At 71.1% G+C, this 26,612-nt stretch carries 24 protein-coding genes, 5 pseudogenes and 1 riboswitch; of the genes and pseudogenes, 14 read left to right on the forward strand and 15 right to left on the reverse strand.

The window, feature by feature from the left end:
• The first annotated feature begins 1,036 nt into the window (after positions 1 to 1,036).
• From LRS04_RS01795 to LRS04_RS01805, 3 genes are all read left to right on the forward strand, one after another.
• A complete protein-coding gene (locus tag LRS04_RS01795) occupies positions 1,037 to 1,930 on the forward strand; it encodes a pirin family protein (RefSeq protein WP_257814881.1) in 894 nt (297 codons plus the stop codon).
• Between the two features lie 117 nt (positions 1,931 to 2,047).
• Positions 2,048 to 3,418 (forward strand): L-serine ammonia-lyase, encoded by a 1,371-nt coding sequence (locus LRS04_RS01800; protein WP_257814882.1) that lies wholly within the window; start codon positions 2,048 to 2,050, stop codon positions 3,416 to 3,418.
• Positions 3,419 to 3,479: 61 nt separating this feature from the next.
• Entirely contained in the window at positions 3,480 to 3,920 is a 441-nt protein-coding gene (locus LRS04_RS01805) for a YciI family protein (protein ID WP_257814883.1), read from the forward strand.
• A 4-nt stretch (positions 3,921 to 3,924) separates the two neighbouring features.
• Here the strand turns inward: LRS04_RS01805 and pgsA are convergent.
• The 5 genes and pseudogenes from pgsA to uvrC form a co-directional block, all read right to left on the reverse strand.
• Positions 3,925 to 4,546 (reverse strand): annotated as a pseudogene (gene pgsA / locus LRS04_RS01810) (CDP-diacylglycerol--glycerol-3-phosphate 3-phosphatidyltransferase).
• A 34-nt stretch (positions 4,547 to 4,580) separates the two neighbouring features.
• Positions 4,581 to 5,411, reverse strand: coding sequence for a hypothetical protein (locus LRS04_RS01815; RefSeq protein WP_257814884.1), 831 nt, complete (start codon positions 5,409 to 5,411; stop codon positions 4,581 to 4,583).
• Positions 5,412 to 5,494: 83 nt separating this feature from the next.
• Positions 5,495 to 5,836 (reverse strand): response regulator, encoded by a 342-nt coding sequence (locus LRS04_RS27485; RefSeq protein ID WP_374577075.1) that lies wholly within the window; start codon positions 5,834 to 5,836, stop codon positions 5,495 to 5,497.
• 139 nt (positions 5,837 to 5,975) lie between these two features.
• Positions 5,976 to 8,324 (reverse strand): annotated as a pseudogene (locus LRS04_RS01820) (PAS domain S-box protein); the annotation flags it as partial.
• Between the two features lie 114 nt (positions 8,325 to 8,438).
• Positions 8,439 to 10,296: pseudogene (gene uvrC, locus LRS04_RS01825) on the reverse strand (excinuclease ABC subunit UvrC).
• 193 nt (positions 10,297 to 10,489) lie between these two features.
• Here uvrC and LRS04_RS01830 point away from each other — a divergent pair.
• Both LRS04_RS01830 and LRS04_RS01835 read left to right on the forward strand, forming a co-directional pair.
• Positions 10,490 to 10,621, forward strand: a pseudogene (locus LRS04_RS01830) (PAS domain-containing protein); the annotation flags it as partial.
• Positions 10,622 to 10,730: 109 nt separating this feature from the next.
• The gene (locus LRS04_RS01835; protein ID WP_257814886.1) at positions 10,731 to 11,897 is read left to right on the forward strand and encodes a sensor histidine kinase; all 1,167 of its coding nucleotides are present in this window, start codon (positions 10,731 to 10,733) and stop codon (positions 11,895 to 11,897) included.
• Between the two features lie 6 nt (positions 11,898 to 11,903).
• On the opposite strand, the gene LRS04_RS01840 is transcribed toward LRS04_RS01835, so the two are convergent.
• Both LRS04_RS01840 and LRS04_RS01845 read right to left on the reverse strand, forming a co-directional pair.
• Positions 11,904 to 12,203 carry a transcriptional regulator gene (locus LRS04_RS01840; protein WP_257818910.1) on the reverse strand — a complete coding sequence of 100 codons (300 nt, stop codon included), beginning with the start codon at positions 12,201 to 12,203 and terminating at the stop codon, positions 11,904 to 11,906.
• Positions 12,204 to 12,911: 708 nt separating this feature from the next.
• Positions 12,912 to 14,699: a long-chain-acyl-CoA synthetase gene (locus LRS04_RS01845; RefSeq protein WP_257814887.1), complete on the reverse strand. Its 1,788-nt coding sequence runs from the start codon at positions 14,697 to 14,699 to the stop codon at positions 12,912 to 12,914.
• A gap of 388 nt (positions 14,700 to 15,087) precedes the next feature.
• Between LRS04_RS01845 and LRS04_RS01850 the strand changes: the two genes are divergently transcribed.
• From LRS04_RS01850 to LRS04_RS01880, 8 genes and pseudogenes are all read left to right on the forward strand, one after another.
• Positions 15,088 to 15,465: a hypothetical protein gene (locus LRS04_RS01850; protein WP_257814888.1), complete on the forward strand. Its 378-nt coding sequence runs from the start codon at positions 15,088 to 15,090 to the stop codon at positions 15,463 to 15,465.
• The gene (locus LRS04_RS01855) at positions 15,462 to 15,995 is read left to right on the forward strand and encodes a hypothetical protein (RefSeq protein ID WP_257814889.1); all 534 of its coding nucleotides are present in this window, start codon (positions 15,462 to 15,464) and stop codon (positions 15,993 to 15,995) included. Before LRS04_RS01850 ends, LRS04_RS01855 begins: the two co-directional genes overlap by 4 nt.
• Before the next feature lie 103 nt (positions 15,996 to 16,098).
• On the forward strand, positions 16,099 to 16,383 hold the full coding sequence (locus tag LRS04_RS01860; protein WP_257814890.1) for a DUF1905 domain-containing protein: 285 nt from the start codon (positions 16,099 to 16,101) through the stop codon (positions 16,381 to 16,383).
• 103 nt (positions 16,384 to 16,486) lie between these two features.
• Positions 16,487 to 16,738 (forward strand): hypothetical protein, encoded by a 252-nt coding sequence (locus tag LRS04_RS01865; protein WP_257814891.1) that lies wholly within the window; start codon positions 16,487 to 16,489, stop codon positions 16,736 to 16,738.
• Positions 16,739 to 16,802: 64 nt separating this feature from the next.
• Positions 16,803 to 17,216 (forward strand): annotated as a pseudogene (locus tag LRS04_RS01870) (DUF4893 domain-containing protein); the annotation flags it as partial.
• A 34-nt stretch (positions 17,217 to 17,250) separates the two neighbouring features.
• On the forward strand, positions 17,251 to 17,406 hold the full coding sequence (locus LRS04_RS27490) for a DUF4893 domain-containing protein (RefSeq protein ID WP_374577078.1): 156 nt from the start codon (positions 17,251 to 17,253) through the stop codon (positions 17,404 to 17,406).
• Positions 17,407 to 17,448: 42 nt separating this feature from the next.
• Positions 17,449 to 17,850 (forward strand): hypothetical protein, encoded by a 402-nt coding sequence (locus LRS04_RS01875; protein ID WP_257814893.1) that lies wholly within the window; start codon positions 17,449 to 17,451, stop codon positions 17,848 to 17,850.
• Positions 17,850 to 18,179, forward strand: a complete 330-nt coding sequence (locus tag LRS04_RS01880) for a LamG domain-containing protein (protein ID WP_257814894.1) — start codon at positions 17,850 to 17,852, stop codon at positions 18,177 to 18,179. Before LRS04_RS01875 ends, LRS04_RS01880 begins: the two co-directional genes overlap by 1 nt.
• 6 nt (positions 18,180 to 18,185) lie before the next feature.
• Here the strand turns inward: LRS04_RS01880 and LRS04_RS01885 are convergent, their stop codons facing one another.
• The 3 genes from LRS04_RS01885 to LRS04_RS01895 form a co-directional block, all read right to left on the reverse strand.
• Positions 18,186 to 18,896, reverse strand: coding sequence for an aspartate/glutamate racemase family protein (locus LRS04_RS01885; protein WP_257814895.1), 711 nt, complete (start codon positions 18,894 to 18,896; stop codon positions 18,186 to 18,188).
• A 33-nt stretch (positions 18,897 to 18,929) separates the two neighbouring features.
• Positions 18,930 to 19,949, reverse strand: coding sequence for a D-cysteine desulfhydrase (locus LRS04_RS01890; protein ID WP_257814896.1), 1,020 nt, complete (start codon positions 19,947 to 19,949; stop codon positions 18,930 to 18,932).
• A 78-nt stretch (positions 19,950 to 20,027) separates the two neighbouring features.
• A complete protein-coding gene (locus LRS04_RS01895) occupies positions 20,028 to 20,396 on the reverse strand; it encodes a hypothetical protein (RefSeq protein ID WP_257814897.1) in 369 nt (122 codons plus the stop codon).
• 184 nt (positions 20,397 to 20,580) lie between these two features.
• Positions 20,581 to 20,688: riboswitch (TPP riboswitch) on the forward strand.
• An 88-nt stretch (positions 20,689 to 20,776) separates the two neighbouring features.
• On the opposite strand from LRS04_RS01895, the gene thiC reads away from it, so the two are divergent.
• Positions 20,777 to 22,585, forward strand: a complete 1,809-nt coding sequence (thiC, locus tag LRS04_RS01900) for a phosphomethylpyrimidine synthase ThiC (RefSeq protein ID WP_257818911.1) — start codon at positions 20,777 to 20,779, stop codon at positions 22,583 to 22,585.
• Between the two features lie 341 nt (positions 22,586 to 22,926).
• Here the strand turns inward: thiC and LRS04_RS01905 are convergent, their stop codons facing one another.
• The 5 genes from LRS04_RS01905 to LRS04_RS01925 form a co-directional block, all read right to left on the reverse strand.
• Complete coding sequence (locus tag LRS04_RS01905; protein ID WP_257814898.1) at positions 22,927 to 23,376, reverse strand: four-helix bundle copper-binding protein; 450 nt, start codon at positions 23,374 to 23,376, stop codon at positions 22,927 to 22,929.
• 316 nt (positions 23,377 to 23,692) lie between these two features.
• Positions 23,693 to 24,544 (reverse strand): neutral zinc metallopeptidase, encoded by an 852-nt coding sequence (locus LRS04_RS01910; RefSeq protein WP_257814899.1) that lies wholly within the window; start codon positions 24,542 to 24,544, stop codon positions 23,693 to 23,695.
• A gap of 66 nt (positions 24,545 to 24,610) precedes the next feature.
• Positions 24,611 to 24,973: a hypothetical protein gene (locus LRS04_RS01915; RefSeq protein ID WP_257814900.1), complete on the reverse strand. Its 363-nt coding sequence runs from the start codon at positions 24,971 to 24,973 to the stop codon at positions 24,611 to 24,613.
• A gap of 54 nt (positions 24,974 to 25,027) precedes the next feature.
• Entirely contained in the window at positions 25,028 to 25,372 is a 345-nt protein-coding gene (locus LRS04_RS01920) for a tetratricopeptide repeat protein (RefSeq protein ID WP_257814901.1), read from the reverse strand.
• Positions 25,369 to 26,571 (reverse strand): DMT family transporter, encoded by a 1,203-nt coding sequence (locus LRS04_RS01925; RefSeq protein ID WP_257814902.1) that lies wholly within the window; start codon positions 26,569 to 26,571, stop codon positions 25,369 to 25,371. Before LRS04_RS01925 ends, LRS04_RS01920 begins: the two co-directional genes overlap by 4 nt.
• Positions 26,572 to 26,612: the final 41 nt, after the last annotated feature.

The following is a 26,612-nucleotide window of genomic DNA, read 5'->3' on the forward strand; positions in this document are numbered from 1 at the left end:
CGGTGAGGCGGCTGTAGCCTTCCACCTCGGTCACCCAGGCGAGGTAGCGGCCGTCGCCGGTGAGCGAGACGCCGGTGACGTCGTGCGGCTCGGTGGCCTCGAACCGCAGCTTGCGGGTCTTCAGGTCGTAGAAGGCGAGGTTCGAGAACTCGCGGTCGAGGTTGGTGGCGACATAGAAGCCCGAGCCGTCGGGCAGCCACTCGATCCCGTCGAAGGCGGCGGCGACCTTCGGCTTGAAGAGGGTCTCCAGCTTGCCGCTCTCGACGTTCAGCAGGTGGAGGTCGTTGGCGTCCTCGCCGCGGGTCTCGGCGACCACCACCAGCGGGCCGCCCGGCTGCCAGGCGACCGGGAAGAAGCCGAACGCGCCCTGATAGACCAGCTTCGAGGCGCCAGTGGCCAGGTCGGCCACGTGGATGTCGAAGTCGCGGCCGTTGCGCTCGGTGGAGGCATAGACCACCCGGCCGTCGGTGGAGACGTCGCCGATCTCGCGGAACGCCTCGGACTTGGCGATCAGCAGCCGCTCGCGGCGGCCGTCCGGCGAGAGGACATAGTAGCCCTGGCGCTCGTCGCCGGCGCTGTCGGCGCCATAGAGCACCGAGCCGTCCGGCAGGGTGCGGCTGGAATCGACGCCGGAGCCGAAGGTGAGCTGCGTCGCCCAGCCGCCCGCGGCGGGCGCGCTCCAGACCTGCGGGTCGCCGGTGACGTTCGACTGATAGACCAGGGTCCGGCCGTCGGGCGAAAGATCGAAGCTGCTCGCGCCGCGGACCAGCAGGTAGCGGGTGATGTCCACGTCGGCGCCCGGCCAGGCCCAGGGCGACGGGCGCGGGCTTCGGCACGTCGGCGGCGATCGGCCAGTCGGCGGCCGCCTGGGCGGCGGTGGCCAGGGCGAGCGCCCCGGCGGCGATGATGATCGTCCGCATACGATAATTCCCCTGGCGAGGCGCCACGATAGACCGGTGCGCCCGGCCGTCAAACGACCGTCGCCATCGGCGGCGAGGCTCGCCATATTGCACGGACCTGAACGCGGAGACCCACCATGATCGAGCTCGTTATCGACCAGCGGCGCAAGGATCTCGGGGGCTTCGAGGTGGGCCGCGTCCTGCCCTATGCGCCCCGGCGCATGGTCGGGCCCTTCATCTTCTTCGACCACATGGGCCCGGCCGAGTTCAAGCCGGGCTTCGGGCGGGAGGTCGACGTGCGCCCGCATCCGCACATCGGCCTGTCCACCCTCTCCTACCTGTTCGAGGGCTCGATCACCCACCGCGACAGCGTCGGCGCGCACCAGGACATCTGGCCGGGCGAGGTGAACTGGATGACCGCCGGCCGCGGCATCACCCATTCGGAGCGGTTCGAGCACCTGCGGGCCCACGGCGGGAAGATGAACGGCATCCAGTGCTGGATCGCCCTGCCGGTCGAGGACGAGGAGACCGATCCCGCCTTCTTCCATCACGCCCAGGACGAGCTGCCGACCTATGAAGCGAACGGCATGTGGGCCCGGCTGATCGCCGGCGAGGCGTTCGGGGCGAAGTCGCCGGTGCAGGTCCACTCGCCGCTGTTCTACGTCCACTGGCGGCTGGACGCCGGCGGCCAGGCCGCGCTCCCGGCCGAATATCCCGAGCGGGCGGCCTATGTGGCCCAGGGCGTCGTCGAGGTGGACGGCCGGCAGTTCCACGAGGGCCAGATGCTGGTCTTCGAGCCCGGCCAGCCGGTGCTGTTCACCGCCGTGACCCCGGCCATCGTCATGCTGCTGGGCGGCGAGCCGGTCGGACCCCGGCTGATCGAATGGAACTTCGTCTCCTCCTCGAAGGACCGGCTGGAGCAGGCCAAGGCCGACTGGCGGGCCGGACGGATGAAGCTGCCCGACGCCGACGACCAGGAGTTCATCCCGCTGCCAGGCGATCCGCCGCCGCCGGCCAACCCGATGAGCTAGCCGCCGCTCGTCATTCCCGGCCTGTGCCGGGAATGACGAAGAGGGGGAGGCAGGAATCAGGTGCGGCGTCGGCCCACCGAGGTTGAACATGCCCCCGATCGGGCGCTTATGGGGCCGATGAACGTCAGCGTCTTCGACCTTTTCAAGCTCGGCATCGGTCCGTCGAGCTCGCACACCATGGGCCCGATGACGGCCGCCTGCCGGTTCCTGGAGTGGCTGGGCGAGGCGGCCGACAGGGTCGAACGCGTCGAGGCGACGCTCTACGCCTCCCTGGCGCTGACCGGCCGCGGCCACGCCACCGACCGGGCGGTGATCCTGGGGCTGGCCGGCTTCGAGCCGCGCACGCTGGACGCCGACGAGGCCGAGCGGACGGTGGTCGACGTGGTCCACCGGGGACGCCTGAGGCTCGGCGGGCGGCGGGAGATCGGCTTCGAGGCGAACCGCGACCTGGTGTGGGCCGGCCGCCAGCGGCTGCCGCAGCATCCCAACGCCCTGAAGTTCGCCGCCTTCGACGCCGAGGGCGCGCCGATCGGCGAGCTGACCTACTTCTCGATCGGCGGCGGCTTCGTCCGGGCCGAGGACGAGATGGGCCAGAACGCCCCGGCGGACGAGGGCCCCGAGGTCCCCTATCCGTTCGATTCCGGCGACGAGCTGCTGCAGCGGGCGGCCATGGCGAACCTGACCATCGCTGAGCTGATGTTCGAGAACGAGAAGGTCCGCAGGACCGAGGCCGAGATCGACGCGGGCCTGAGCGAGATCGCGGCGGCCATGTACGCCTGCATCGACCGCGGGCTGCGGGTCGACGGCGTCCTGCCGGGCGGGCTGAAGGTCCAGCGGCGCGCGCACCAGGTCTGGCAGAACCTGATGTCGGACGCCGACCGCCGGATCGCCGACCCGCTGGCGGCGCTGGACTGGGTCAACCTCTGGGCCCTGGCGGTGAATGAGGAGAACGCGGCGGGCGGCCGGGTGGTGACCGCGCCGACCAACGGGGCGGCGGGCCTGCTGCCGGCGGTGCTGCGCTACTACGAGCGGTTCATGAACGGCACGCCGGAGGGGCGGCGGACCTTCCTGCTGACGGCGGCGGCGATCGGCGCGCTCTACAAGAAGAACGCCTCGATCTCCGGCGCGGAGGTCGGCTGCCAGGGCGAGGTGGGCGTGGCCTGTTCCATGGCCGCCGCGGGCCTCGCCGCCGTGATGGGCGGCTCCAACGCCCAGATCGAGAACGCCGCCGAGATCGCCATGGAGCACAACCTCGGCCTCACCTGCGACCCGATCGGCGGCCTGGTGCAGATCCCCTGCATCGAGCGCAACGCCATGGGGGCGGTGAAGGCCATCGACGCCGCGCGGCTCGCGCTGCTGGGCGACGGGCGGCACACGGTCAGCCTCGACAAGGTCATCGCCACCATGAAGCGGACCGGCGAGGACATGAGCCATATCTACAAGGAAACCTCGCTCGGCGGTCTGGCGGTCAACCTCGCGGAATGCTGATGTCGGGAAGGCGCGTCGCGTCACGTCCTTGAGGTACGGACCCTAAGGAAAGGAGCCCCGGATGCGCTACCTGATGATCGTCAAGGCGACCGAGATGTCCGAGCGCGGCGAGTTCCCGCCGGACGCCGAGAAGCTGTTCGCCGAGATGGCCGAGTTCAACAACGAGATGATCGCCGCCGGGATCATGCTGGACGGCGCGGGCCTGCAGCCCAGCTCGGCCGGCAAGCGGATCGCCTTTAAGGGCCGCGGGAACACCACGGTCACCGACGGCCCCTTCGCCGAGACCAAGGAGCTGATCTCCGGCTTCTGGGTGATCGAGTGCAAGGACATGGACGAGGCGCTGTCCTGGGCCCGGCGCGTGCCGTTCGAGGACGGCGAGGTCGAGCTGCGCCCCTACCACGAGCCGGAAGCCTTCGAGGGCCTGGTCTCCGACGAGGTCATGGCCCAGGAGAAGGAATGGCGCGACGCCCAGCGGGAGCGCGCGCCGAAGGCCGAAGCCTAGCGGCCTACTCCGCCAGCGCCTTGCGGGTCTGCTCCCAGTACTGAGCGCCGGTGATCAGGGTGACGACCGCGGCGATCCAGAACAGCGTGTGGGCGCCGATGGCGAAGCCCGAGCGGATGCCGGCGGCCTCCGGCAGGCTGAAGGCGCCCCAGGCGGCCACGATCAGCTCCAGCGCCAGGGCGGTGAGCTGGAGCGTCGTCTTCCACTTGGCGAGCAGGGTGACCGGCAGCTTCACGCCCCCTGCCGGCGCCCACTTCGCGCAGGGCGCTGACCGTGAACTCGCGGAACAGGATCAGGCCGGCGGGCACGACCACCATCGGCTGCGGGCCCATGGACAGCAGGCCGAGGATCGCGCCGCAGACCAGCACCTTGTCGCCGATCGGGTCGAGGATCGCGCCCCAGACGCTCTCGGCGTTGAACCTGCGGGCCAGCCAGCCGTCGAAGAAGTCGGTCACCGCGGCGATCACGAAGGCGTAGACCGCCCAGCGCTGCAGGGCGAACTGGGCCAGCGGATCGAGGCGTTCCGAGACGTAGGGGATCGCCCCCGCCGCGGCGGCCAGCGCCAGGAACATGAACAGCGCCATGACCAGGCGCAGCGACGTCAGGATGTTCGGCAGGGACTTCATGGAGGATCGAGCGCTCTCTGCTGCGCTTCGTTCCTTACAGGTCCGGGCGCGGCGGCGCTATGTGGGCTGAGCTCATGTTGTTGCGAAGCAGGCGCATGGGCGTCTGGCTCTCGTTCACGAGACCCGCGGTCGGCTGGTCGATGTCCACCACGAGCAGCAGCGCCAGCGCGAAGAGGCCGAGGAGCGCGCCGCCGGCCGGCCTGAGCGTTGGTCCCATCACATAGCCCATCAGTCCGGCCGTGGCGGCGAAGTAGATGTAGAGGATCAGGAAGACGCCGCCCGGCACGCGGGCCAGCCGCGCGGCCTTGCGGTCCATGTCGAGGTCGATCAGCCGGTTCATGGTGTCGAGCCAGGTCGACGAGAAGTCGAGATGCTGCACGGCCGGGAACGCCGCGGCGGTCGCGCGCCAGATGTCGGCGACCAGCCGGTCGTTGGCGGCCAGGAGCTCGGCGTTGCGACCGGGGCGGGCGGTCGCCAGCACCAGGCGGTTGTCCGTATAGGCGACCAGCAGCCGGGACATCTGCGCGCGATGCGGCTCCGGCAGGAGCTGGGCGCGCAGATAGGCGGTCCCGATCGTGTCGGCTTCCTCCAGGACGAGGGCCCGGCGGGCGTCGAACCGGTCGACGGCGAGCGCGAAGGTGAAGCCGAGAAGCAGGGCGAGCAGGCCCAGCACCGAGCCCACCATGAAGCCTTCCTGGTCGCGCATCTTCTCGGCGGCGGCCGAATGGGTGGGGAGGCGCGGACGGATCCGGTCGGCGGCCCATTCGCCGATCGCCCAGAAGACCGTCGCCAGGACGACGCTCACCAGCGCCACCGCCCAGATCGGAAGGTAAGCCAGGAGATTGTCGAAGGACCAACCGCTCATCGCGCGCTCCCACCCTCAGGCGGGCACACTAAGGTTGGCTGAGGGGCCGGGTCCCTCCGGTAGACTCCCGATCCGCCGGCGGATCAGCCCCTGCGCGCGCGTCGCCGCTTCCGGGGCGCGGGCTGGGCCTGGGCCGGGACGGCGTAGCGGGCGACCGCGGCCATCAGGTCCAGGGGCATGAGGGGCTTGGCCAGGTCGCCGTCGAAGCCCGCCTGACGGCGGTCCTCGGCGCCCGGCGCGTCGGCCCCGGCGGAGAACGCCAGGATCGGGGCGTTGCGGTTGGGACCACGGCCGGCGCGGATCCGGGTCATGGCGCCCAGGCCGTCGAGCTCGGGCATCCGCAGGTCCATCAGGATGAGGTCGAACGGCGCGGCCTTGGCGGCGGCGACCGCTTCGGCGCCCGTGGCGGCCTCGGTGATCTCCACGCCCAGCGGTGTGAGGGATCGCGCGGACCAGCTCGCGGTTCACCGCATGGTCGTCGGCGACCAGCAGGCGCACGCCAGGCGGGATGGCCGGGAGCTCGGAGACGTCCTCGGCCTCCGCCGCCGCGGCCTCGGCCGGCAGCTCGAAGAAGAAGGTCGCCCCCTCGCCCACCTCGCTCCGGACGCCGATCTCGCCGTCCATGGCCTCCACGAGGCCCAGGCAGATGGCGAGGCCGAGGCCCGTGCCGCCGTGCCGGCGGGTCGCCGAGCCGTCGACCTGCGAGAAGCGGCGGAACAGCAGCGCCTGCTGATCGGGCGCGATGCCCGGACCGTCGTCCTCGACGGCGATGCGCAGCCGGCCGGCGCGCCACGAGGCGGTCAGGCGCACGGCGCCCCGGTCGCTGAACTTCACGGCGTTGCCGACCAGGTTCAGCAGGACCTGGCGGACACGCTCGGGGTCGAGGGTCAGGTGGGCCGGCAGGCCCTCGGCGGCGTAGCGAAGCTGGACCCCCTTCTCCTCGGCCTGGGCGCCGAACAGCTCCAGGGTCGAGCGGCAGAGGGCGTCGAGGTCGCAGGGCTGCGGCCGGATCTGCAGGCGGCCCGATTCCAGGCGCGAGAAGTCGAGGATGTCGTTGACGATGGTGAGCAGGGCCGCCCCGGCGTTGGACGCCTTCTCGATGTGGCGGCGGGTGGTGTCGGAAAGGTCGGGCTGGTTTAGGGCCAGATTGGTGAAGCCCAGCACGCTGGTCAGCGGGGTGCGCAGCTCGTGGCTCATGTTGGCCATGAAGTCGGCCTTCACCGCGGCGGCGGCCTCGGCCGCCTCGCGGGCCGCGTGGAGCTCGGCCTCCATGGCCTTGCGCTGGGTGATGTCGCGGAGCTGGGAGACGATGGAGACCGGCCGGCCGGCTTCGTCGCGGATGATGGCCGGATTGCCCTCCATCCAGATATAGCGGCCGTCGGCCGTGCGCAGGCGGTAGGTCCGGTCGACCGTCGGGTCCACCGGCCGGCCCGAGAACAGGTCGGCGACGATCGCCCGAAGCTTCCCGACATCGTCCGGGTGGACGAGGCTGTAGCCGCTGACCCCGATCAGGTCCTCGGGCTCGTATCCGTAGCGGCGCGCGGCCGGCGAGACGTAGCTGAGCACGTCGTCCTTGTCGGCCTTCAGCACCACGTCGGTGGCGGCGTCGGCGAGCAGGCGGTAGCGGGCCTCGCGTTCGACGACCTCCTCCTGGGCCTGGCGCAGCTCGGTGACGTCGAAAAAGGCGCCCATGACCGCGACGCCGCGTCCGTCCGGCGCGACCTCGCGGGCGGCGCTACCGACGACCTGGCGCACCTCCCCGGTGCGGCTGACCAGCCGGTACTCCAGCGCACGCTCCTCGCCGGTCTCACGGACCTCGCGGATCAGGCGCACGACCTCCTCGCGGTCGTCCGGATGCAGGCCGGCCACAGCCTCGGCGCCGGTGGCGTCGCGATCGAACCCGTAGGCGCGGCGCACCACGTCGGACCAGTCCAGCGTCTGGGTCTGGTAGTCGAAGCGCCAGTAGCCGACGCCGGCGATCTCCTCGGCCAGCTTCACCCGGCGGTACTGCTCGTCGAGCTTGCCCTTCAGCTCGCGGCGCTGGGCGAGCACGGCGGCGGTCAGGTAGCTGGTCAGGACCAGGCAGGCCAGGAACACCTGCCCGACGATGAACCGGTCGGCCAGCGGCACGCCCATCTGGACGAGCGGATAGTGTCCGAGCGCCGCCATGGCGAAGCCCATGGCCACGACCGTCAGCACCGCCAGCGCCGCACCGGCCACTTCCAGTTGGAAGACGGCCAGCAGCATGGCCGGGGCGAGGAGGAAATAGAGCGGCAGGCTTGAGAGGCTGACCGCCAGGCCCACGGCGACGACGCCGAGCAGCGAGACGGCCGCCCGCGCCGTCATCGGCGTGCTGCGCAGCCGTTCGCGCAGATCCCGAAGCGTGAGCATCAGGGGCGTGATGATCATAATGCCCAGGCCGTCCGCGGCCGCCCACTTCAGCACCTCGACGAACGTCGTACCGCCTCGCAGGAAATGGACGGCGACAGCGGCGAGGCAGGACGCAACCAGCGGCGCCAGGACGCCCGCGAGGCCGAAGAAGCGGGAGAGATCCAAGACCCGGCCGGGATCGAACCGCCCGACGAAGCGTCGGATCAGCAGGTATGCGAAGGCCACTTCAAAGAGGTTGCAAAGCCCGAGCACGACCGTGACCGGCAGGGGAACGCCCCCCACGACGCCGGCGGCGACGCTGCCCACCCACGCGGCGATCGCCCAGTGCGTCCAATGGCGGGGCGATACAGCCAGGAGCATGGCCAGGGCCACGCCGTTGGCAGGCCATACCGGGGCCGCCTGACCGAGCGCCGCGACCGAGGCCACGCCCACCAGGGAAACGACCGCCATGAGCGCGGCGAAAGCGGCCAACCGGAGCGCTCGGACCGGCGCAAACGACGCGCGCGCGAGTTCCCCAACCATCAGCAGCCGACCCTTCCGCAACGCCTCGACGCCCCCGCCGACGGGGGAAGATGCCGGGCAAACTCTGGGAATTGGGTTAATTCGGTTCGTCGAACCGGCGTCTTTTCCGCCGGCTCAGGCCTTGTGGAAAAAGGCGTAGATGCGCTCGGCGAGCGGCTGGCTGACGCCCTCGACCTTGGCGAGATCCTCCACGGAGGCCCGGGAGACGCCCCTGGCCGAGCCGAAGGTGTGCAGGAGCGCCCGCTTGCGGCCCGGCCCCACGCCCTCGATCTCGTCGAGGGGGTTCTTCTTGATGTCCATGGAGCGGCGGGTGCGGTGGCTGCCGATGGCGAAGCGGTGGGCCTCGTCGCGCAGCCTTTGCAGGTAGTAGAGCACCGGGTCCTTCGGCTCGAAGCGGAACGGCGCCTTCCCCGGCACAAAGAAGCGCTCCATGCCGGCGTCGCGGTCGAGGCCCTTGGCGACGCCCACCACCGGGATGTCGTCGACGCCCAGGTCGGCCATGATCTCCACGGCGGCGGCAAGCTGCCCCTCCCCGCCGTCGATCAGCACGAGGTCGGGGCGGACGGCCCCCTGGCCCTCCTCCTCTTCCTTCACCAGCCGGGAGAAGCGGCGCTTCAACACCTCGCGCATCATGCCGAAGTCGTCGCCGGGGGTGATCTCCGTCGAGCGGATGTTGAACTTGCGGTACTGGCTCTTCTGGAAGCCCTCCGGCCCGGCGACGATCATCCCGCCGACGGCGTTCGTGCCCTGGATGTGGCTGTTGTCGTAGACCTCGATCCGCTCGGGCGGACCCTCCAGGCCGAAGGCCTCGCAGACCCCGGCCAGCAGCTTCGACTGGGCGCTGCTCTCGGCGAGCTTGCGGCCGAGCGCCTCGCGGGCGTTGGTGAGCGCGTGCTGCACGAGCTGGCGCTTCTCGCCGCGCTGCGGGGTGGCGATCTCCACCTTGCGCCCGCCCTTCTGGGCGAAGGCCTCGGCGAGCAGCTGGCGCTCGGCCGGCTCGACGCTGGTCAGGATCATCCGCGGGATCGGCTTGTCGTCGTAGAACTGGCCCAGGAAGGCGCCCATGACGTCCGCATCCTCGTCGGCCTTGTCGACGCGCGGGAAGTAGGCGCGGTTGCCCCAGTTCTGGCCGGCGCGGAAGAAGAACACCTGCACGCAGGCCTGACCGCCCTCGGCGTGGAGGGCGAAGACGTCGGCCTCGTCCACGGTGTCGGGGTTGATCTGCTGCTCCTGGGCGATGGAGGCAAGCGCCCGGATGCGGTCGCGCAGGCGCGCGGCGCGTTCGAACTCCATCTCGTCGGAGGCGGCCTGCATCTCCGCAGCCATCCTCGACATCACCGCCCGGCTCTTGCCGCGCAGGAAGGCCTGGGCCTGGTCCACCAGGCCGTCGTAGTCCTCGAGACTGATCAGGCCGGTGCACGGCGCGGCGCAGCGGCGGATTTGGTGCAGCATGCACGGCCGCGTGCGGCTCTCGTAGACGCTGTCCGAGCACGACCTGAGCAGGAAGGCCTTCTGCAGGGGTGTTCAGCGTCCGGTTCACCGCCCAGGCGCTGGCGAACGGCCCGAAATACTCGCCCTTGATGGTGTGGGCGCCCCGGTGCTTGCGGAGCTGCGCGGCCGGATGCTCGCGGCGGATGACGATCTCGGGGAAGCTCTTGTCGTCGCGCAGCAGGACGTTGAAGCGCGGCTTCAGCTGCTTGATCAGGTTGATCTCGAGCAGGAGCGCGTCGGTCTCGGTCTTGGTGGTGACGAACTCCATCGACCGCGTCAGGTCGACCATCAGCGCGATGCGCTGGGTGTGGAAGCGGCCCTGGGCGTACTGCAGCACGCGCTTCTTCAGGCTGCGCGCCTTGCCGACGTAGAGCACCTCGCCGTCGTCGCCGTACATCCGGTAGACGCCCGGCCGATCGGGCAGGCGCTTGACCTCATCCTTGATCAGGGCGGCGCCCTTGAGGGCCGGAGCATCGAGCATGGCGGCACATATAGGATGGTTTGTGTCGGCTGGCAGCGCGACGTTTGCGGCAGATCGCGGTATGTGATTATCCGTACCGCTTGTTGAAAAGGGCCCCGGGGCGCGAATGGACGATATCGAGGCGCGCCAGAGCGCGGAGCCCGGCGCACCGCCGGACTACGCGGCGGCCTTCATGCGCCTGCCCAGCCCCTACATGATCCTCGACCGGGACCTGCGCTACGTGGAGGTCAACGAGGCCTACTGCGCGACGCTGGAGCGGTCGCGCGAGGCGCTGATCGGACGCGATCTGTTCGAGGTGTTCCCCAATCCCGGCGAGAGCGGGCGGCGGCTGCGGGAATCCTTCGAGCTGGTGCTGGCGACCGGCCGCCCGCATTCCATCCCGCTGATCCCCTACCCCATCGAACGGCCGGCGAGCCGCGGGGGGCGGCTTCGAGATGCGCTACTGGTCCGCCGCCCACGTGCCCCTGCTGGGTCCCGACGGGCAGACGCAGTTCATCATCCAGAACACCGTCGACGTCACCGAGCTGCAGAAGCTGAAGGAGATCGCCTACGGCCCCGGCGTCGATCCGATCCGGCCCGGCGAGAAGGACCTGCTGCTGCGCACCCTCGAGGCCGAGGAGATCAACCGGGCGCTGCTCGACGAGGCCCAGGGCCTGCGCGACCTCTTCATGCAGGCGCCGGGCTTCATGGCGGTGCTGACCGGCCCCGACCTGACCTTCGTCCTGGCCAACCGCTCCTATCTCCAGCTCATCGGGCACCGACAGGTCATCGGCAAGCCGATCGACGAGGCCCTGCCGGAGATCCGCAGCCAGGGCTTCACGTCCCTGCTGCGGGGCGTGATGAACAGCCGCGAGCCGTTCATCGGCCAGGCGGCCAGCGTCTTCCTGCAGCGCACGCCCGACGCCCCGCTGGAGGAACGGTTCGTCGACTTCATCTACCAGCCGATCCTGAACGCGGCCGGCGAGGCCTGGGGCGTCTTCGTGGAAGGCAGCGACGTGACGGCCCGGGTCCACGCGGAGGAGCAGCAGAAGCTGCTCGTCGCGGAGCTGAACCATCGGGTGAAGAACACGCTGGCCACCGTCCAGGCGATCGCCGCCCAGACCCTCCGGACCAGTCCCGATCCCGAGTCCTTCCGCGAGACCTTCGAGGCGCGGCTCCTGGCGCTCTCGGCCACCCATGACCTGCTGACGGCCAGCAACTGGCGCGGCGCCCAGCTGCGCGACGTGGTGCAGCTGGAGTTCCGGCCCTACGGCGCCGAGCGCTACACCCTCGCGGGTCCCGACGCCGACCTCTCCCCGTCCGAGGCCCTGACGCTGGGCCTGCTGTTCCACGAACTCGCCACCAATGCCGCGAAGTACGGGGCCCTGACAGTGGCGACGGGGTCGGTGGAGATCCGCTGGACGATTGAGGACAGCCGCCTGAAGCTCACCTGGCAGGAGCGGGGCGGGCCGCCGGTGACCCCGCCGACCCGCCGCGGCTTCGGCTCCCGGCTCATCGAGCGCAGCCTGCAGGGCGAGATGCGCGGCGAGGCCGTCCTCGATTTCGCGCCGGCCGGCCTGGTGTGCCGGGTCACCCTGCCGCTGATCAGCGCGATCGCCTGACGCGCCCTAGCCGTTCACCAGCCGCGCCATGGCGTCGAGGTAGCGGACGAAGGCGGCGCGGCCGGGCCCGGTGAGCGCCACCCGGGTGAGCGGCTTCCGGCCCACGAAGGTCTTGTCGATGGCGACGTAGCCGGCTTCCTCGAGCTTCCGCAGATGGACCGAGAGGTTTCCGTCGGTGGCCTGCAGCCGGGCCTTCAGATCGTTGAAGTCGGCGGTCCCGCCGCTGGCGAGGTAGGCCATGATCCCGAGCCGCATCCGGCCGTGGATGACCTCGTCGATCTCGCCGATGTCGAAGTCGTCGGCCATCACGCGGCCTGCTTCGCCTGGCGCATCAGGGCGGCCCCAGGAATAGCCAGCAGGCCGATCAGGCCCAGGCCGAACAGCAGCCACTCCACGGGCTGATCGACGAACCAGGCGCAGGCCAGGGCGGTCAGGTAGGCGCCCGGCGGCCACCGCCTTCATCCAGCCCTGGCGCATCAGCGTGCCGGCCAGCAGCCAGCAGGAGCCGTAGAGCGCCATGAGAATGCACGGGAACGCCGACATCAGGTTCGGGACCTGCAGCCGCCAGGTCACCACGCCCAGGCTGACGCCGATCACGAAGATCGCCCAGCCCATCGCCGACCAGGCGACGCCGGTCGCCACCTGGTAGGGGCTGCCGGTCTGCGGGATGCCACGGAGCAGCCAGACCAGGGCCGCCAGATAGACCACCGTCGCGGCGAGGAAGACCCCGCCATACATCCAGTTCTCCATCGCCCCCGTGGTCAGCAGACCCCAGATCGCCAGGCTGGCCGCGCCATAGAGCGCCCCGGCGGTCAGGAGGATCGACCCGCCGACCATCGGCCGGTCGCGGCCGGCCTCCGCGAGGTCGCGGAGGAAGGCGATATCGTCGTTCACGCTCTGGTTCTGTTGGGCCATGTCAGCCGCTCCCGTCTCTGATGACGGCGTTCTCGCAAAAGTACTTTGTGTTGTAAAGTGCTTTTTCACGAGATGGCATGAGGTGACAGCCAGGCGGGTTCAGACCTTCACGCCCCCGCTGGACAGCTTCTCGAAAACGCCCTTGGTGACCTTCACATAGCCCTTCTTCGGGTCATGGAAGAACAGCGGGCCCTTGATCCTGGCCGGGTCGAAGCCGTCGGCCACCAGGTCGAACTTGCGCAGCTTGAAGGTGCCGGTGGTGGCCAGGCCCGGGAGCAGGCGGACGAACAGCGGCTGGGCGTAGGTCGGCAGCTCGCGGGCCACATGCTCGCCGAACGTCCCGATGTCGAAGTCGCCGTTGACCACCAGGGCGGCCATGCCGGCCCGGCCGTCGGCGCCGGCCAGCTCGACGCCGTAGACATTGGCCTCCTCGACGCCCGGCGCGGCCAGCAGGCGTTCGGCCACCTCGTTCGTGGAGACGTTCTCGCCCTTCCAGCGGAAGGTGTCGCCGATCCGGTCGACGAAGTAGAGATAGCCGTCGGCGTCGGTCTTCATCAGGTCGCCGGTGGCGAACCAGCGGTCGCCCTTCTCGAAGACGTCGCGCAGCACCTTCTTCTCCGACGCCGCCTTGTCGACGTAGCCGGTGTAGTCGCTGCGGGCGTCGCCGCCGATCCTGCCGATGCACTCGCCGATCTGGCCGGGGCCGGCCTCGATGCAGAAGCCGTCGGTCCCGCGGATCGGCTTCTCGTTCTCCACATCGAACTGGATCAGCCGCACGTTGAAGCGCTTGCGCAGCCACTTGGGCGCACGGCCGACCGCGCCCTCGCGGCCGTCGAAGTTGAAGAGCGAGACATTGCCCTCGGTGGAGCCGTAGAACTCCAGGATCTCGGGGATGCGGAACCGGCGCTTCAGCTCCGGCCAGACGTCGGGCCTGAGCCCGTTGCCGAACGCCAGGCGGATCTTGTGGCGGGTCTCGTAGGGGCTCTCCGGCGCGTTCACCAGATAGCGGCAGAGCTCGCCGATATAGACGAACATGGTGCAGCTCTCGGCCACCACATCTTCCCAGAAGTGGCTGGCGGAGAAGCGGCGGCGCAGCACCAGGGAGCCGCCGTTCAGCAGGGCCGCGCCCACCGCGCAGAGGCCGCCGGTGGCGTGGTAGAGCGGCAGGGTGATGTAGATCCGGTCGGACGCCTTGGCCCCCGTGGAGCCCGCGAAGCCGCGCATGTAGAGCTGGGCCCGCTGGTGGGTGATCTTCGCCGCCTTGGGCAGGCCGGTGGTCCCCGAGGTGAAGATGTAGAGGGCGGTGTCCCGGGCCCGGATGTCCTCGCGCACGCCCTTGTCGGGCGGCAGCATGCTGCAGCTCTTCAGCGCCTGGACCAGATCGCGCTGGTCGCCGTGGGCCGGGCCCAGGACCCATTGCTGCAGGGTGCGGTCGAGCAGCGGCTTCGCCTGCTCGAACACCGGCGAGGTCTCGGCGTCGACGATCACGTGCTGGGCCTGGGAGATGTTCAGGCAGTGGGCCAGCGGCAGGCCGGCGAGCTGGTTGTTGATCAGGGCGGTGACCACGCCGACCTTGGAGAGGCCGTACCAGACGCAGAAGTACTCCAGCCGGTTCGGCATGAAGAGCGCCACGGTCTGGCCGCGCCGGATGCCCAGCCCCTTGGCCCAGTGGGCGAAGCGGTTGGCGATGGCGTCCATCTCGCCATAGGTGACGGTGCGCCCCTCGAAGGTGATGGCCGGCCGCTCGCGCCACCGCTCCACCGCCGCCTGGACGTCGTCGCAGATCAGGTTGGGGCTGTCGGGGGCGATGGACTTCACCCCCTTCAGCGTGCGGTTCAGCCCGCGCAGAAAACGCCACTCGCGCTGCAGCCGTGCCTTAAGGCGCATCCAATCCTCCGACCTGAGGGGCGAGCTTGGAGGGGGCCGCCGGGGCCGGTCAAGCAACCGTGGCGACACCGATGGTCACATCTGCGACGCGGGGTCCAGGGCGCGGCGTTCGCGCCACAGGCGAGCGGTCAGGATCGACCAGCTTCAGAATAAGGTCATTGCACGGCGCCGCTTGCCCGAATTCCGCCACCCTGGCGAAGACGCCACAGGCATTCGCGCCGCCACGTGCGTGTATTCAAAGGCATTTTCAGAGATTGCAGGTCGATACGTCCGACGCAGGAAGACGGACGACAGTCTCCAATAGTCAAGCTCGCCGGATCACGATTTGGGAACCGGCCCGGGCATGGCCGAGTTCACCGCTCCACGAGATTTCCTGGAGGGACTGAGCATGTCCATGAACCAAACCACGTCCCCGCGCACCGGCGCCTCCGTGCTGGATGCGCCCCTCGACCGCCCGGTGACCGGCGCCGCCCCGTCGGGCCCCAATCCGCTCGACGCGCCGCTCGACAGGCCGTCGGCGGTGGCGTCCGGCGTCAATCCGCTCGACGCGCCGATCGCGGCGCGGGCGACGACCGCCCCGACCTCGACGGTCAATCCGCTCGACGCGCCGGTGACCACCACCCGGCCGATGACCCCGGCGCCGGATCCGTACGTCGCCGAGCCGGCCGCCGCAGCCGCCGCGCCGGCCTATACGGCCGAGCCGGTCTATACGACCCGGGCCGAGGCCGAGCCGATGGCGCCCCCGCCGCCCGCGCCGCCGCGGTGAAGAAGTCGCCGATCCCGGTGGCCGCGGTCGCCGTGGGCGCCGTGGCGCTGGTCGGCCTCGCCGCCGCCGGCTGGTACATGAGCCGTCCGGGCGACACCGGCATGGCCGAACTGAACCCCGGTGAGCCGACCGCCGTCGCCACCGCCCCCGCCGCGCCGATGGCGCCGATGACCTCGACGCCGGCGCTCGAGACCGCCCAGGCCCCGCCGGCCGTGAACGCCGGCGCCACCGAGCGCGCCGCCGCCGCCGAGCGCACGGCTCCGATCCGCACGGCCCAGGCCCCGCGGACCCGTCCCGCCGCCGCCGCCAGCGCCACGTCGGGCGAGACGGCCATCGACGCCAGCGGCACCGCCGAACTGCCGGCCGGCCCGCAGCCCTACGCCGGCGCGGCCACGCCCTCGACGGCCACCGTGGACAGCCCGCCGGCCGTCACCCCGGCCCCCGTCGCCCCGGCCAGCCCGCCGGTCGTGACCCCGGTCCCGATCCCGGAACCGATCCCGGCCGATCCGGCCACGACGACCACGCCGTAAGGCCACCCCTTTCCGTTGGGGATGAAGGGCGGTCCCGCACCGGGGCCGCCCTTCTCTTTGCCCAGGCCCGCGCCATGACGGTCAGAAGGGGCGAGGGCCACAGATGCGCTACGAAGCCGAGTGCGAGGTCTGGCTGTGGACCGCCGAGACGGCGGCCTGGCATTTCGTCACCCTGCCGAAGGACGTGGCCGACGGCATCCGGGCGCTGACCGCCGGGCCGCGGCGCGGCTGGGGCTCGGTCAGGATCACCGCGACGATCGGCGGGACGAGTTGGAAGACCTCGGTCTTCCCGGAAAAGCGCTCCGGCTCTTTCCTCCTGCCGATCAAGGCCGAGGTGCGGACGAGGGAAAAAAATCTCTGCCGGCGACACCGTCACCGTGGCCGTTGACGTCGACTTCTAGCCATACCGCCGCTCGCCCACTGTAGTTTTGCGTAGGCGCAACCGGTGTCATCCTGCGCCATAGGGAGGGTCCTGATCGAGGATGGACCCGATGCCCCGGCCGTATTCCGCCGTCGCCCGCCAGCCGCGGCACGCCTACGCGCGCTTGGCCGCACGCCGCGGCCCCGCGCGTTCCACCTCGGTGGGGCCGGAGGTGCTGGCGTCCATGGCCCTGGACGGCAGGAACCCCCGCCGGCGTCCGTCGGTCCGCCTGCTGCGCCTGCTGGCCCTCCTGGTGGCGATGGCGCTGTGCGGCGCCTTCTGGCTCGGGCTCTCGGACGCCGCCCTGCGCGTTCTGGGCTGACGCCCCCGAGGTCATCCGCGGTTCAGGCCGCGTCCTTGAGCATGGGCCGCGAAACGGAGGTCCCATGCGACGCCCCACGCTCATCGCCCTGGCCGTCACGGCCGCCGCCGCCCTCCCCGCCCTGGCCGCCTCGGCGAGCTGGCGGCACGACGCGAAGCCCGCCGACGTCCGCCGCCTAGAACGGCTGGACGAGGCCTGGCACCAGGCGACCGCCGAGGCCCGCCGGGCCGGCCAGGGCCGCGCGCTCGCCGCGCTCGGCCGGCTCGCCGATCCGAAGGCGGCCCTGGCCTCGCGGCCCGAGCCGACGCCGGGAACTTACCGCTGCCGGACCGTCAAGCTCGGGTCCGGCGGACGTCCCGGCGGACTGGGCCTCGTCGCCTACGGCTGGTTCGCCTGCAAGGTGGACCTCTCGCCCGGCGGGGACCTGACGCTGACCAAGACCACGGGGTCGCAGCGGCCCATGGGCCACCTCTATCCGGACAGCCGCCGGCGCCCTCGTCTACCTGGGCGCGGTGGCCTGGGGGACCGAGGGGCGCGCCGCCTATGGCCGCGATCCCGAGCGGGACCAGGTGGGCGTCGTCGAGCGGATCGGCGAGCGGACCTGGCGCCTCGTCCTGCCCTTCCCGAAACAGGAATCGACCCTCGACCTGATCGAGCTCCGCCGCTGAGCCAAGCTTGACAGGCGGCGCGGCTGGGGTTGGCTTCGGGTCATGGAAAACGCTCCGCGCCCCACCCTTTTCGCCCCCGCCTCCATCCCTGACCGCCGCGCCGTCCTGACGGGCGCGGCGGGCGCGCTCCTCGCCGGTCCGGCCCTGGCCCAGGCGCCGCGCCCGAGCGTCTGGCGGTTCGACAACCTGAAGCGCCTGGGCGGCCTGCCCATCGAGCTGATCGGCTCGCCCGACTTCGCGGCGGGTCCGTTCGGCCGGGCGGTCGGCTTCGACGGCGTCGGCGACGGCATCCTCGTGCCCCAGCACCCCCTGGCCGGGGCGGCGGCCTTCACCATCGAGGCGGTCATCCGTCCGGATGGCGGGGCGACCGAGCAGCGCTGGCTGCACCTCGCCGAGGACCCCGCCTTGCCGGCCTCGGCGGACGTCTCGGGGGGACGCGGATGATGTTCGAGACCCGGACGACGCCGGCCGGCTGGTATCTCGACGCCTTCATCAAGGGCCCCGGCTACAGCCAGACCCTGGCCCGGCCGGAGAAGGTCCGCCAGCTCGGCCGCTGGCACCATGTGGCCCAGGTGTGCGACGGGCGGCGCTACGCCACCTTCGTCAACGGGGAGCTGGAGGCGGAGGCCGAGGTCGCCTTCACGCCCCAGGGCCCGGGCCGCAGCTCGGTGGGCGTCAGGATGGACCATGTCGACTGGTTCAAGGGCGCGATCGCGGTCGCCCGCTTCACGCCCCGGGCGCTGACGCCCGCCCAGTTCACGATGATGCGCTAGGGCCGACTAGCCGACCGGCACCTGCGGCACGGGTTCGTAGCCCAGGCAGACCGCCACGCAGCGGCGCGCCAGCAGGTCGCCGGAATCGATGAACTCGACCTTCAGGTCCTCCGGCCCGAGCACCAGCGGCACCTCGGTGCAGCCGGCCACGATGCATTCCGCGCCGTCGGCGATCAGGTCCTCGGCCAGCCCCTGCATGGCGCGGCGGACGTCCGGCCCCACGTCGCCGCCCTTGATGCGGTAGAGCACCGCCATGAAGGCCTCCTGCCGCTCGGGCGGCAGGGCCACGAGGCCCATGGCCTGCGCGGCGAGGTATTCGCGATAGAGGCGCAGCGCGCCCTTGGTGCCGAGCACGCCGGCCCGCACCGCGCCGGTGGCGTGGGCCGCCTGGGCGCCCGTCTCGATCAGGTCGATCAGCGGCAGGCCCGACGCCCGCTGGATCAGGTCGGCATGGGCGTGGGCGGTGTTGCAGGCGATGGCGAGCACGTCGGCGCCGGCGCCCTGCAGCGCCCCGGCCATCTCGGCCAGCACCGGGCCCGCGCCGGAGCCCGGCACATTGCGGTCGGGCACCTGGGGATTGATGTCCACCAGCACCCGGATGTGGTCCTGATCGCGCTCGGCCGGGGTGTAGGCCTGCAGCCGGGCCAGGAAATCCAGCGTCGCCGCCGGGCCCATCCCGCCCAGCACGCCGAGGGTCAGCGAGGCGTGACTATCCACGAAATACCTCCACGCCGAGCGTCGGGCGCTCCCTCATCCCATCCTGCCTTCGAGCTCGGTCTGGTAGCCGAACAGCCCCTGCGCACCGCCGGTGTGCAGGAAGACCACGTTCTCGCCGTCGAAGGCGCCCTGGCCGGCCAGGTCGATCAGGCCCTTCATCGCCTTCCCGGAATAGACCGGGTCCAGCAGGATGCCGTCGGTGCGGGCCGCCAGCGTCAGGGCGTCGATCACCGCCTGGTCGATCAGGCCGTAGCCCGCGCCCACGTAGTTGCAGTCGGCGACGACCATGTCGCGGGTGACGCGGTCGGGATGGCCCAGCAGGTCGGCGGTCTCCTGGGCGAGCTTGAAGACGTTGGCCTCCTGGGTCTCCTTCGGCGCGCGCACGCCGATGCCGAGCACCGGGATGTCCGCGCCCATGACCGCGAGGCCGGCCACCAGGCCCGCGTGGGTGCCGGCCGAGCCGGTGGCGGTCACGATGCGGTCGACCTCCAGGCCGAGCTCATTGGCCTGCATGACGATCTCCATGGCGCATTCCACATAGCCCAGGGCGCCGATGATGTTGGAACCGCCGCCCGGGATCACGTAGGGCCGCCCCCCGCGCTCGGCCACCTCGGCGGCGACCTCGGCGAGCTGCTGGTTCATGTCCGTGCCGGCCGGCACGTGGCGGACCTTGGCGCCCAGCAGCTCGTCCAGCAGGACGTTGCCCGAGCGGTTGTAGTCCTGGGCCTGGGAGCCGGTGCGGTGCTCCAGGATGATCTCGCAGGCGAGGCCGAACTTCGCCGCCGCCGCCGCCGTCTGGCGGACGTGGTTGGACTGCACCGCGCCCTGGGTCACCAGGGTGTCAGCGTCGTTGGCGAGCGCGTCGCCCAGCAGGTACTCGAGCTTGCGGGTCTTGTTGCCGCCGCCGGCGAGGCCCGTGCAGTCGTCGCGCTTGATCCACAGCATCGGCCCGCCGCCGGGCGAGCCCGACAGCGCCTCGGTCAGGCGGGGCAGCGGCTCCAGCGGCGTGGGCAGGTGGGCGAAGCGGACGGGATTGAAGCGGGCGAGATGCATGGTCGCGGGTTAGCACTCGCCCGCGCGCCGCGCGAGCCCTTACCGCCCCTGTGAACGACAGCGGACGGGGGAGGAAATCTACGGGCGGAGCTTCGCCGGCAGGGCCGCGACCTGGGCCTCGCTGAGCTTCATCACCGATTCCGGGATGCACGGGCTGGTGTAGCCGCCGACGTGGCGGACGCCGATGTCGAGATCGATGGGGGCGCAGGCGATCGTGCTGCCCGGCGGCGAGCGCATGATCAGCGGGTCGGAACTGGTGGCGCCGGCCAGGCAGGCGCCGCTCATACCGATCCGGTAGGCGCCGCGGCCCTGGACGTCGATCAGCAGGGTGCGGTTGTCGGCGATGGTGTGGTTGCGGATGTCCGAGGTGCGGAAGCAGTCGCCGGACGCGAGACGGGTCCCGGGCGGCGGCGCGGGCGCAACGGCGGCGGCCTCCGCGGCCAGCACGGAGCGCGGGGGGCGAGGTCGGGGCGCAGGCGCCGAGTCCCGCGGCGAGCGCCAGGGCGAGGGCTTGAGCCAGGGTCGGGGCGGGGTTCATCGGCATTCCTCCTCCTGTCTGAAGCATACGACCGCCCCCGGTGTTCCCGCGACGGAATTCGGTGGCGCCGCCGGATCGATGGGCGTAGCGTCGCCGCCGTCCTCGGGGGGCCGCGCATGAGCGGCTGAGAGGTGGGTGAGCCCACGACCCGTCGAACCTGATCCGGGTCATGCCGGCGAAGGGAAGGCCCGTCCGACCTGACGCCCGTGATCCGTCCAGAACGGAGATGCGCGCGCCATGAACAAGCCCACCGGCCCCCCTCGACCCGACCCCGGAAACCGCTGGGGCGATCCCGACCGGCGAGCGCCTCGGCTCGCGCAAGGTCTATGCGGCGGGCGAGCTGTTCCCGGACCTGCGGGTGCCGTTCCGCGAGGTGGCCGTGCACCCGAGCGCCAACGAGCCGCCGGTGACGATCTACGACCCGTCGGGGCCGTACACGGACCCGAACGCGGTGATCGACATCCGGAAGGGCCTGCCGCGGCCGCGCGACGCCTATGTCCTGGCGCGCGGCGACGTGGAGGTGGTGGCCGAGCCGCGGCAGGTGAGGCCGGAGGACAACGGCGGCGCCACCGGCAAATACCTGGCGCCGCAGTTCCCCGACGAGGGCCGCAAGGTCTATCGCGCCAAGTCCGGCGCCATGGTCACCCAGCTCGAATACGCCCGGGCCGGGATCATCACCGCCGAGATGGAATATGTCGCCATCCGCGAGAACCTGCGCCGCGAGCAGTCGAGCCCCTGCGTCCGTGATGGCGAGGACTTCGGCGCCTCGATCCCCGATTTCGTAACGCCGGAATTCGTCCGCCAGGAGGTGGCTCGCGGCCGGGCGATCATCCCGGCCAACGTGAACCACGGCGAGCTGGAGCCGATGGCCATCGGCCGGAACTTCCTGGTGAAGATCAACGCCAACATCGGCAACTCGGCGGTGCTGTCGACCGTCGACGACGAGGTCGACAAGCTGGTCTGGGCGACCCGCTGGGGCGCCGACACGGTCATGGACCTGTCCACCGGCCGCAACATCCACAACATCCGCGACTGGATCGTCCGCAACAGCCCGGTGCCGATCGGCACGGTGCCGATCTACCAGGCGCTGGAGAAGGTCGGCGGCGTCGCCGAGGACCTGACCTGGGAGGTGTTCCGCGACACCCTCATCGAGCAGGCCGAGCAGGGCGTGGACTATTTCACCATCCACGCGGGCGTCCGCCTGCCCTTCGTGCCGCTGACGGCGAAGCGGGTGACGGGGATCGTCAGCCGCGGCGGCTCGATCATGGCCAAGTGGTGCCTGGCCCACCACCGCGAGAGCTTCCTCTACGAGCGGTTCGAGGAGATCTGCGAGATCATGCGGGCCTACGACGTGTCGTTCTCGCTCGGCGACGGCCTGCGGCCCGGCTCGACGGCGGACGCCAACGACGAGGCCCAGTTCGCCGAACTGCGGACGCTCGGCGAGCTCACCAAGGTCGCCTGGAAGCACGGCTGCCAGGTGATGATCGAAGGCCCGGGCCACGTGGCCATGCACAAGATCAAGGCCAACATGGAGGAGCAGCTCAAGCACTGCCACGAGGCGCCGTTCTATACGCTCGGCCCGCTGACGACCGATATCGCGCCCGGCTACGACCACATCACCAGCGCCATCGGCGCGGCGATGATCGGTTGGTACGGCACCGCCATGCTCTGCTATGTGACGCCCAAGGAGCACCTGGGCCTGCCCGACCGCAACGACGTGAAGACGGGCGTCATCACCTACAAGCTCGCCGCCCACGCCGCCGACCTCGCCAAGGGCCATCCGGGCGCGGCCATGTGGGACGACGCGGTGTCACGCGCCCGGTTCGAGTTCCGCTGGGAGGACCAGTTCAACCTCGGCCTCGATCCCGAGACCGCGCGCCTCTACCACGACGAGACCCTGCCGAAGGAGGCGCACAAGACCGCCCACTTCTGCTCCATGTGCGGCCCGAAGTTCTGCTCGATGAAGATCAGCCAGGACATCCGCGATGCCGCGCGTCAGCAGAACGAGGTGGAGACCGGCATGGCCGAGATGTCGCGGAAGTTCCGCGACACCGGCGGCGAGATCCTGGTGCCGGTGGCGCCGGAGCCGGCGGAGTAGGCAGACAGCAAAAGGGCCCGCCGAGGCGGGCCCTGGCCGATCGGCGTTGGCGCCGGATCAGTCCTGTTCGGCCTTGGCCTTGACGGGCGCCGGCCAGACCCGGACGCAGACCGCGACCGTCACCGAGCCCAGGACCGCCGCCGCGGCGCCCAGCCACTGGAACGGGGGTCATGCCGAGCGCCGCATAGTGGCCGGCCGCGCCGCCGCACCCGAACACCAGGAGCGCCGAGCCCCACTCGGCGAATTCCTTAGACGTGACGTTCATGGCGGAGCGCCCCCAACGACCTGGCGATTGATGCAGGCGTTCAGATAGCCGGGGGGGACGGTTCGCTCGCTATGCGTCACGGCGGCGCAGCGGACTGCGCCAGGCGCAAGGCTACTGCAGGGGCGCCGCCAAGGGTCGCGCGGGCCTCACGGCATGCCGCCTCGCAGCGCCGGCAGGCTTCTCCGCAGATCCGGCAGTGCTCCATCCGGTCCGCGTGCGATTCGCATTCCTCGGCGCAGAGGCGGCAGGCCTCCTCGCAGGTGGCGAGCAGGCTGGCGATGAGAAGCTCGTTGCTGCCGCTGCGGCGCGTGGCCACCTGGCCGGTGGCTGTGCAGACGTCGGCGCAGTCCAGGCATGTGCGGATGCACTGGACCATGTGCTGGACCATCTCCTCACCCAAACAAGCGTCGGCGCAGGACGTGCAGGTCTGGGCGCAGTCGTAGCATTCCTCGATGCAGCGGATCAGGGCCTCGTTCGTGTCGCCGCGGACGTGCGGATGCGTGGCGATCATCTCGTGCGCGTGCATGCCGGGACTCCTTGTTGCGATGGGGGATGTCGCATCAACAGCCGCCCGGCCCCAGCGTTCCGGGCCGACCCGTTCACGAAAGGCGGAGAGTCCGACGCCGCCGCGCCCGCAAGGCAAAGCGCCGCCATGGTTCATCATCGGGTCATCCGCGGCATGGCATCAAGCGTCCACGGACCTTTCTGGAGAGGGTCTTTCGAGGTCCATTCGGCGGACGCTGGTCGCGCTGCCGGACGGCTGTCCCCGCGCCCCTTGCGGCCGCGCCGGGGGCACGGGGCGGTCCCTGGACCCGGGGACCGCCCCACCCTTCCAGCGGGGATCAGAGACGCGCGGCGCGGAAGGTGTCGCAGGCCGCCGGATCGCCGGACTGCACGCCCGTGCGGAACCAGCGCATCCGCTGTTCGGAGCTGCCGTGGGTGAAGGCGTCGGGCATGACCCGGCCCTGGGACTTCCGCTGCAGGGTGTCGTCGCCGACCGCGGCGGCGGCGCGCAGCCCGTCCTCGATGTCCTTCGGATCCAGCGCCACCTGACCGCCGGAAACCGCCGAGGCGTGCGCCGCCCAGACGCCGGCGTAGCAGTCGGCCTGCAGCTCCAGCCGCACCGCGCCGCTCTCGGCGCCCTTGGAGCCCATCCGCCGCGACATCTCCGCGGCGCCGGTGATGTTCTGCACGTGATGGCCGATCTCGTGGGCGATGACATAGGCCCGCGCCGCCTCGCCGCGGGCGCCGAGCTGGGTCTCCAGGTCGTTCCAGAAGGCCAGGTCCAGATAGACCTTGCGGTCGGACGGGCAATAGAACGGCCCCATGGCCGACTGGCCCATGCCGCAGCCGGTGCCGGTGGCCTGGTCGTAGATCACGACGGCGGCGGCCGGCTCGTAGGTCTGGCCCTGCTGCCGGAACATCTGTGTCCAGACGTCGTCGACGTTGGTGGCGACCACGTCCACGAACCGGCCGGCCTCGTCGGCGGGAGGCCCGCGCACGCCCGCCTGCTGCTCGACCTGCTGGCCGCCGCCGACCGCGTTCATGGTGGTCGAGGGGTCGATGCCGAAGACGAAGTAGCCGATCAGCGCCAGCACCACGCCGCCGACGCCCAGGCCGCCCACGGCGCCGGCCGGGCCGAGCCCCCGACGGTCTTCGATATTGCCGCCGCCGCGACCGCCGGACCAGCGCATGGGAACCTCCGCTTCACCTCATGACCGGCGCCATAACGCAGGGCGGGCGCTCCGGCTCCGCGCGGACTACTGGCGTTCGCCGGTCACCGATTTCACCCTGGCGTTTGAGGCGGCCAGGCGGTCGTCGGGCATGCTGGCGAAGCCGCCGGTCCCGACCGTGGCCGCCGGACGGCCCGGCTCGTAGGGCCGGAGCGGGACCAGGGGCTGGCCGCGCTGGACCCGGAGGTCCTGTTCGGCCTGCTGGGTGCGCAGCCGGTTGTCGAGGGCATTGAGCTCCAGCTCCTGGGCGAGCATCCGCTGGCGCATCATGTCCTGTTGCATCTGCAGTTCCTGCATCCGCAGCGTCTCCGCCCCGGGGACCGCCACCTGGGCGGCGGCAGGCAGGGCGGCGGCGACGGCGAGCAGGGCGGCGGCGATCGGGACGCGCATGGGCGAACTCCTTCCGCCCCGTGAGATGGGGCGCGTCACCCGAACGCGCCAGCCTCAGCGGCGGGTGACGGTGAACCTCGCGAGCTGCTCGCGCGGCAGGCCCCACTCCGGATTGAGCTCGAGGGCCTTCTGGTAGTCGAAATAGGCCGCCTTCGCGTCCTCCATGCCTTCGTAGGCGAGCGCGCGATTGTAGTAGGCCTTGGCCGGCTCATCGATGCCGAGTTCGATGCCGCGGTTGATGTCCGGCAGGCTCTCCGAATAGCGCTTGTCGCCGATCGCGGCGGCGCCGCGGTTCACATAGGCTTCGCCCAGATCCGGCTTGATGCGCACCGCCTGATTGAAGTCCTGGGTGGCGGCGTCCCAGTTCAGCCGGCGCAGCTTGAGAACGCCGCGGTTCACATAGGTGCCCGCCCGGTCGCGGGGACTGAGGGCCTCGGTCTCGAGCGCCAGGGTGCAGGCGCGCTCGTACTGCAGGTCGCGCTCGCCAGCGCGGGCCGCCTTCGAACAGGCCTCGGCGAGGCCGCCGCCCAGCACGGTGATCGCGCCGTGCGCGTCGCTCGCGACGATCGCCAGGGCGAGCCCGCCCGTGAGCGCCAAGACGCCGACCAGACCCTTGCGCATGATCCGCTCCATCCGTTCGCCGCGCGACGAAGAGCGCCGCCGCGTATCGGCGTTCCTTGGGAGAATCCTCCCGGAGTGGGGCCGCTGTCAATCGCGCGCGCCGAAGCGGCGCAGTTCGCGGTGCAGGATATAGACCCCGCTGCCGGCCACCAGGATCGCCCCGACGATGGTCGTCGCCCGGGGAAGCTCCCCCAGACGAGGAGCCCGATTACCGCCGCCCAGAGGAGCTGGGTGTAGTCGAACGGCGCGACCACGCCCACCGGCGCCTGGCGGAGCGCCTCGGTGAGGAAGAGCTGGCCCACGCCGCCGATCAGGCCGGCGAGGATCAGGAAGGTCAGCGTCAGCGGGTCCGGGACGATCCAGCCGAAGGCGAGCGAGCCCAGCAGGCCCAGCACGGTGCCGGCGAGGGTGAAGTAGAAGACGATCGTCGGCCCCCGCTCGGTGTCGGCGATCTGGCGGATCGCGACCATGGCGCCGGCCGCGCCCAGCGCGCTCGCCAGGCCCAGCGACACGCCGATCAGGTTGAAGTGGCCCGGCTGGGGCCTGGCCATGATCAGCACGCCCACGAACCCGACGATCACCGCCCCCCAGCGGTGGCGGCCCACCGGCTCGGCGAGGATCAGGGCCGACAGCGCGGTCATGAACAGCGGCGAGGCGAACTGCAGGGCGGTGGCCTCGGTGAGCGGCAGGTGTTGCACGGCGGTGAAGCCGCAGACCATGCCGGTCAGCCCGATGGCCGAGCGGATCAGGTGGCCGACCGGCCGGTCGGTCTTCAGCACCTCGAACCCGGTCGTGCGCCAGATGTAGAGGCCGAGCGGCACGAAGGCGAAGGCGTTGCGGAACAGGATGATCTCGAACACCGGCACGCCGCGCGAGCCGGTCCACTTCACGATCGCCGCCAGGCAGGCCATGCAGGCCATGGCCAGCACCCGGTAGGCGATGCCGAGCGCCATGTTCTGGGTCGCGAGGGAGGACACGGAAGGCGGTGTGAGGCGGGTCGCCGCGACGGTCAAGGAAG

The sequence above is a fragment of the Phenylobacterium sp. J367 genome (assembly GCF_024699985.1).
Lineage (GTDB): Bacteria > Pseudomonadota > Alphaproteobacteria > Caulobacterales > Caulobacteraceae > Phenylobacterium.

Bases quoted from the DNA above. Each gene is read 5' to 3' on its own strand.
- LRS04_RS01910 (WP_257814899.1), bottom strand. From the start codon at position 24,544: ATGCGCTGGTCCGGCGGTCGCGGCGGCGGCAATATCGAAGACCGTCGG.
- LRS04_RS01835 (WP_257814886.1), top strand. From the start codon at position 10,731: ATGCGCTACTGGTCCGCCGCCCACGTGCCCCTGCTGGGTCCCGACGGG.
- LRS04_RS01875 (WP_257814893.1), top strand. From the start codon at position 17,449: ATGGAAAACGCTCCGCGCCCCACCCTTTTCGCCCCCGCCTCCATCCCT.
- LRS04_RS01860 (WP_257814890.1), top strand. From the start codon at position 16,099: ATGCGCTACGAAGCCGAGTGCGAGGTCTGGCTGTGGACCGCCGAGACG.
- LRS04_RS01865 (WP_257814891.1), top strand. From the start codon at position 16,487: ATGCCCCGGCCGTATTCCGCCGTCGCCCGCCAGCCGCGGCACGCCTAC.
- LRS04_RS01850 (WP_257814888.1), top strand. From the start codon at position 15,088: ATGTCCATGAACCAAACCACGTCCCCGCGCACCGGCGCCTCCGTGCTG.
- LRS04_RS01845 (WP_257814887.1), bottom strand. From the start codon at position 14,699: ATGCGCCTTAAGGCACGGCTGCAGCGCGAGTGGCGTTTTCTGCGCGGG.
- LRS04_RS01880 (WP_257814894.1), top strand. From the start codon at position 17,850: ATGTTCGAGACCCGGACGACGCCGGCCGGCTGGTATCTCGACGCCTTC.
- LRS04_RS01915 (WP_257814900.1), bottom strand. From the start codon at position 24,973: ATGCGCGTCCCGATCGCCGCCGCCCTGCTCGCCGTCGCCGCCGCCCTG.
- LRS04_RS01905 (WP_257814898.1), bottom strand. From the start codon at position 23,376: ATGCACGCGCACGAGATGATCGCCACGCATCCGCACGTCCGCGGCGAC.
- LRS04_RS01800 (WP_257814882.1), top strand. From the start codon at position 2,048: ATGAACGTCAGCGTCTTCGACCTTTTCAAGCTCGGCATCGGTCCGTCG.
- LRS04_RS01795 (WP_257814881.1), top strand. From the start codon at position 1,037: ATGATCGAGCTCGTTATCGACCAGCGGCGCAAGGATCTCGGGGGCTTC.
- LRS04_RS01815 (WP_257814884.1), bottom strand. From the start codon at position 5,411: ATGAGCGGTTGGTCCTTCGACAATCTCCTGGCTTACCTTCCGATCTGG.
- LRS04_RS01805 (WP_257814883.1), top strand. From the start codon at position 3,480: ATGCGCTACCTGATGATCGTCAAGGCGACCGAGATGTCCGAGCGCGGC.
- LRS04_RS01840 (WP_257818910.1), bottom strand. From the start codon at position 12,203: ATGGCCGACGACTTCGACATCGGCGAGATCGACGAGGTCATCCACGGC.
- LRS04_RS01890 (WP_257814896.1), bottom strand. From the start codon at position 19,949: ATGCATCTCGCCCGCTTCAATCCCGTCCGCTTCGCCCACCTGCCCACG.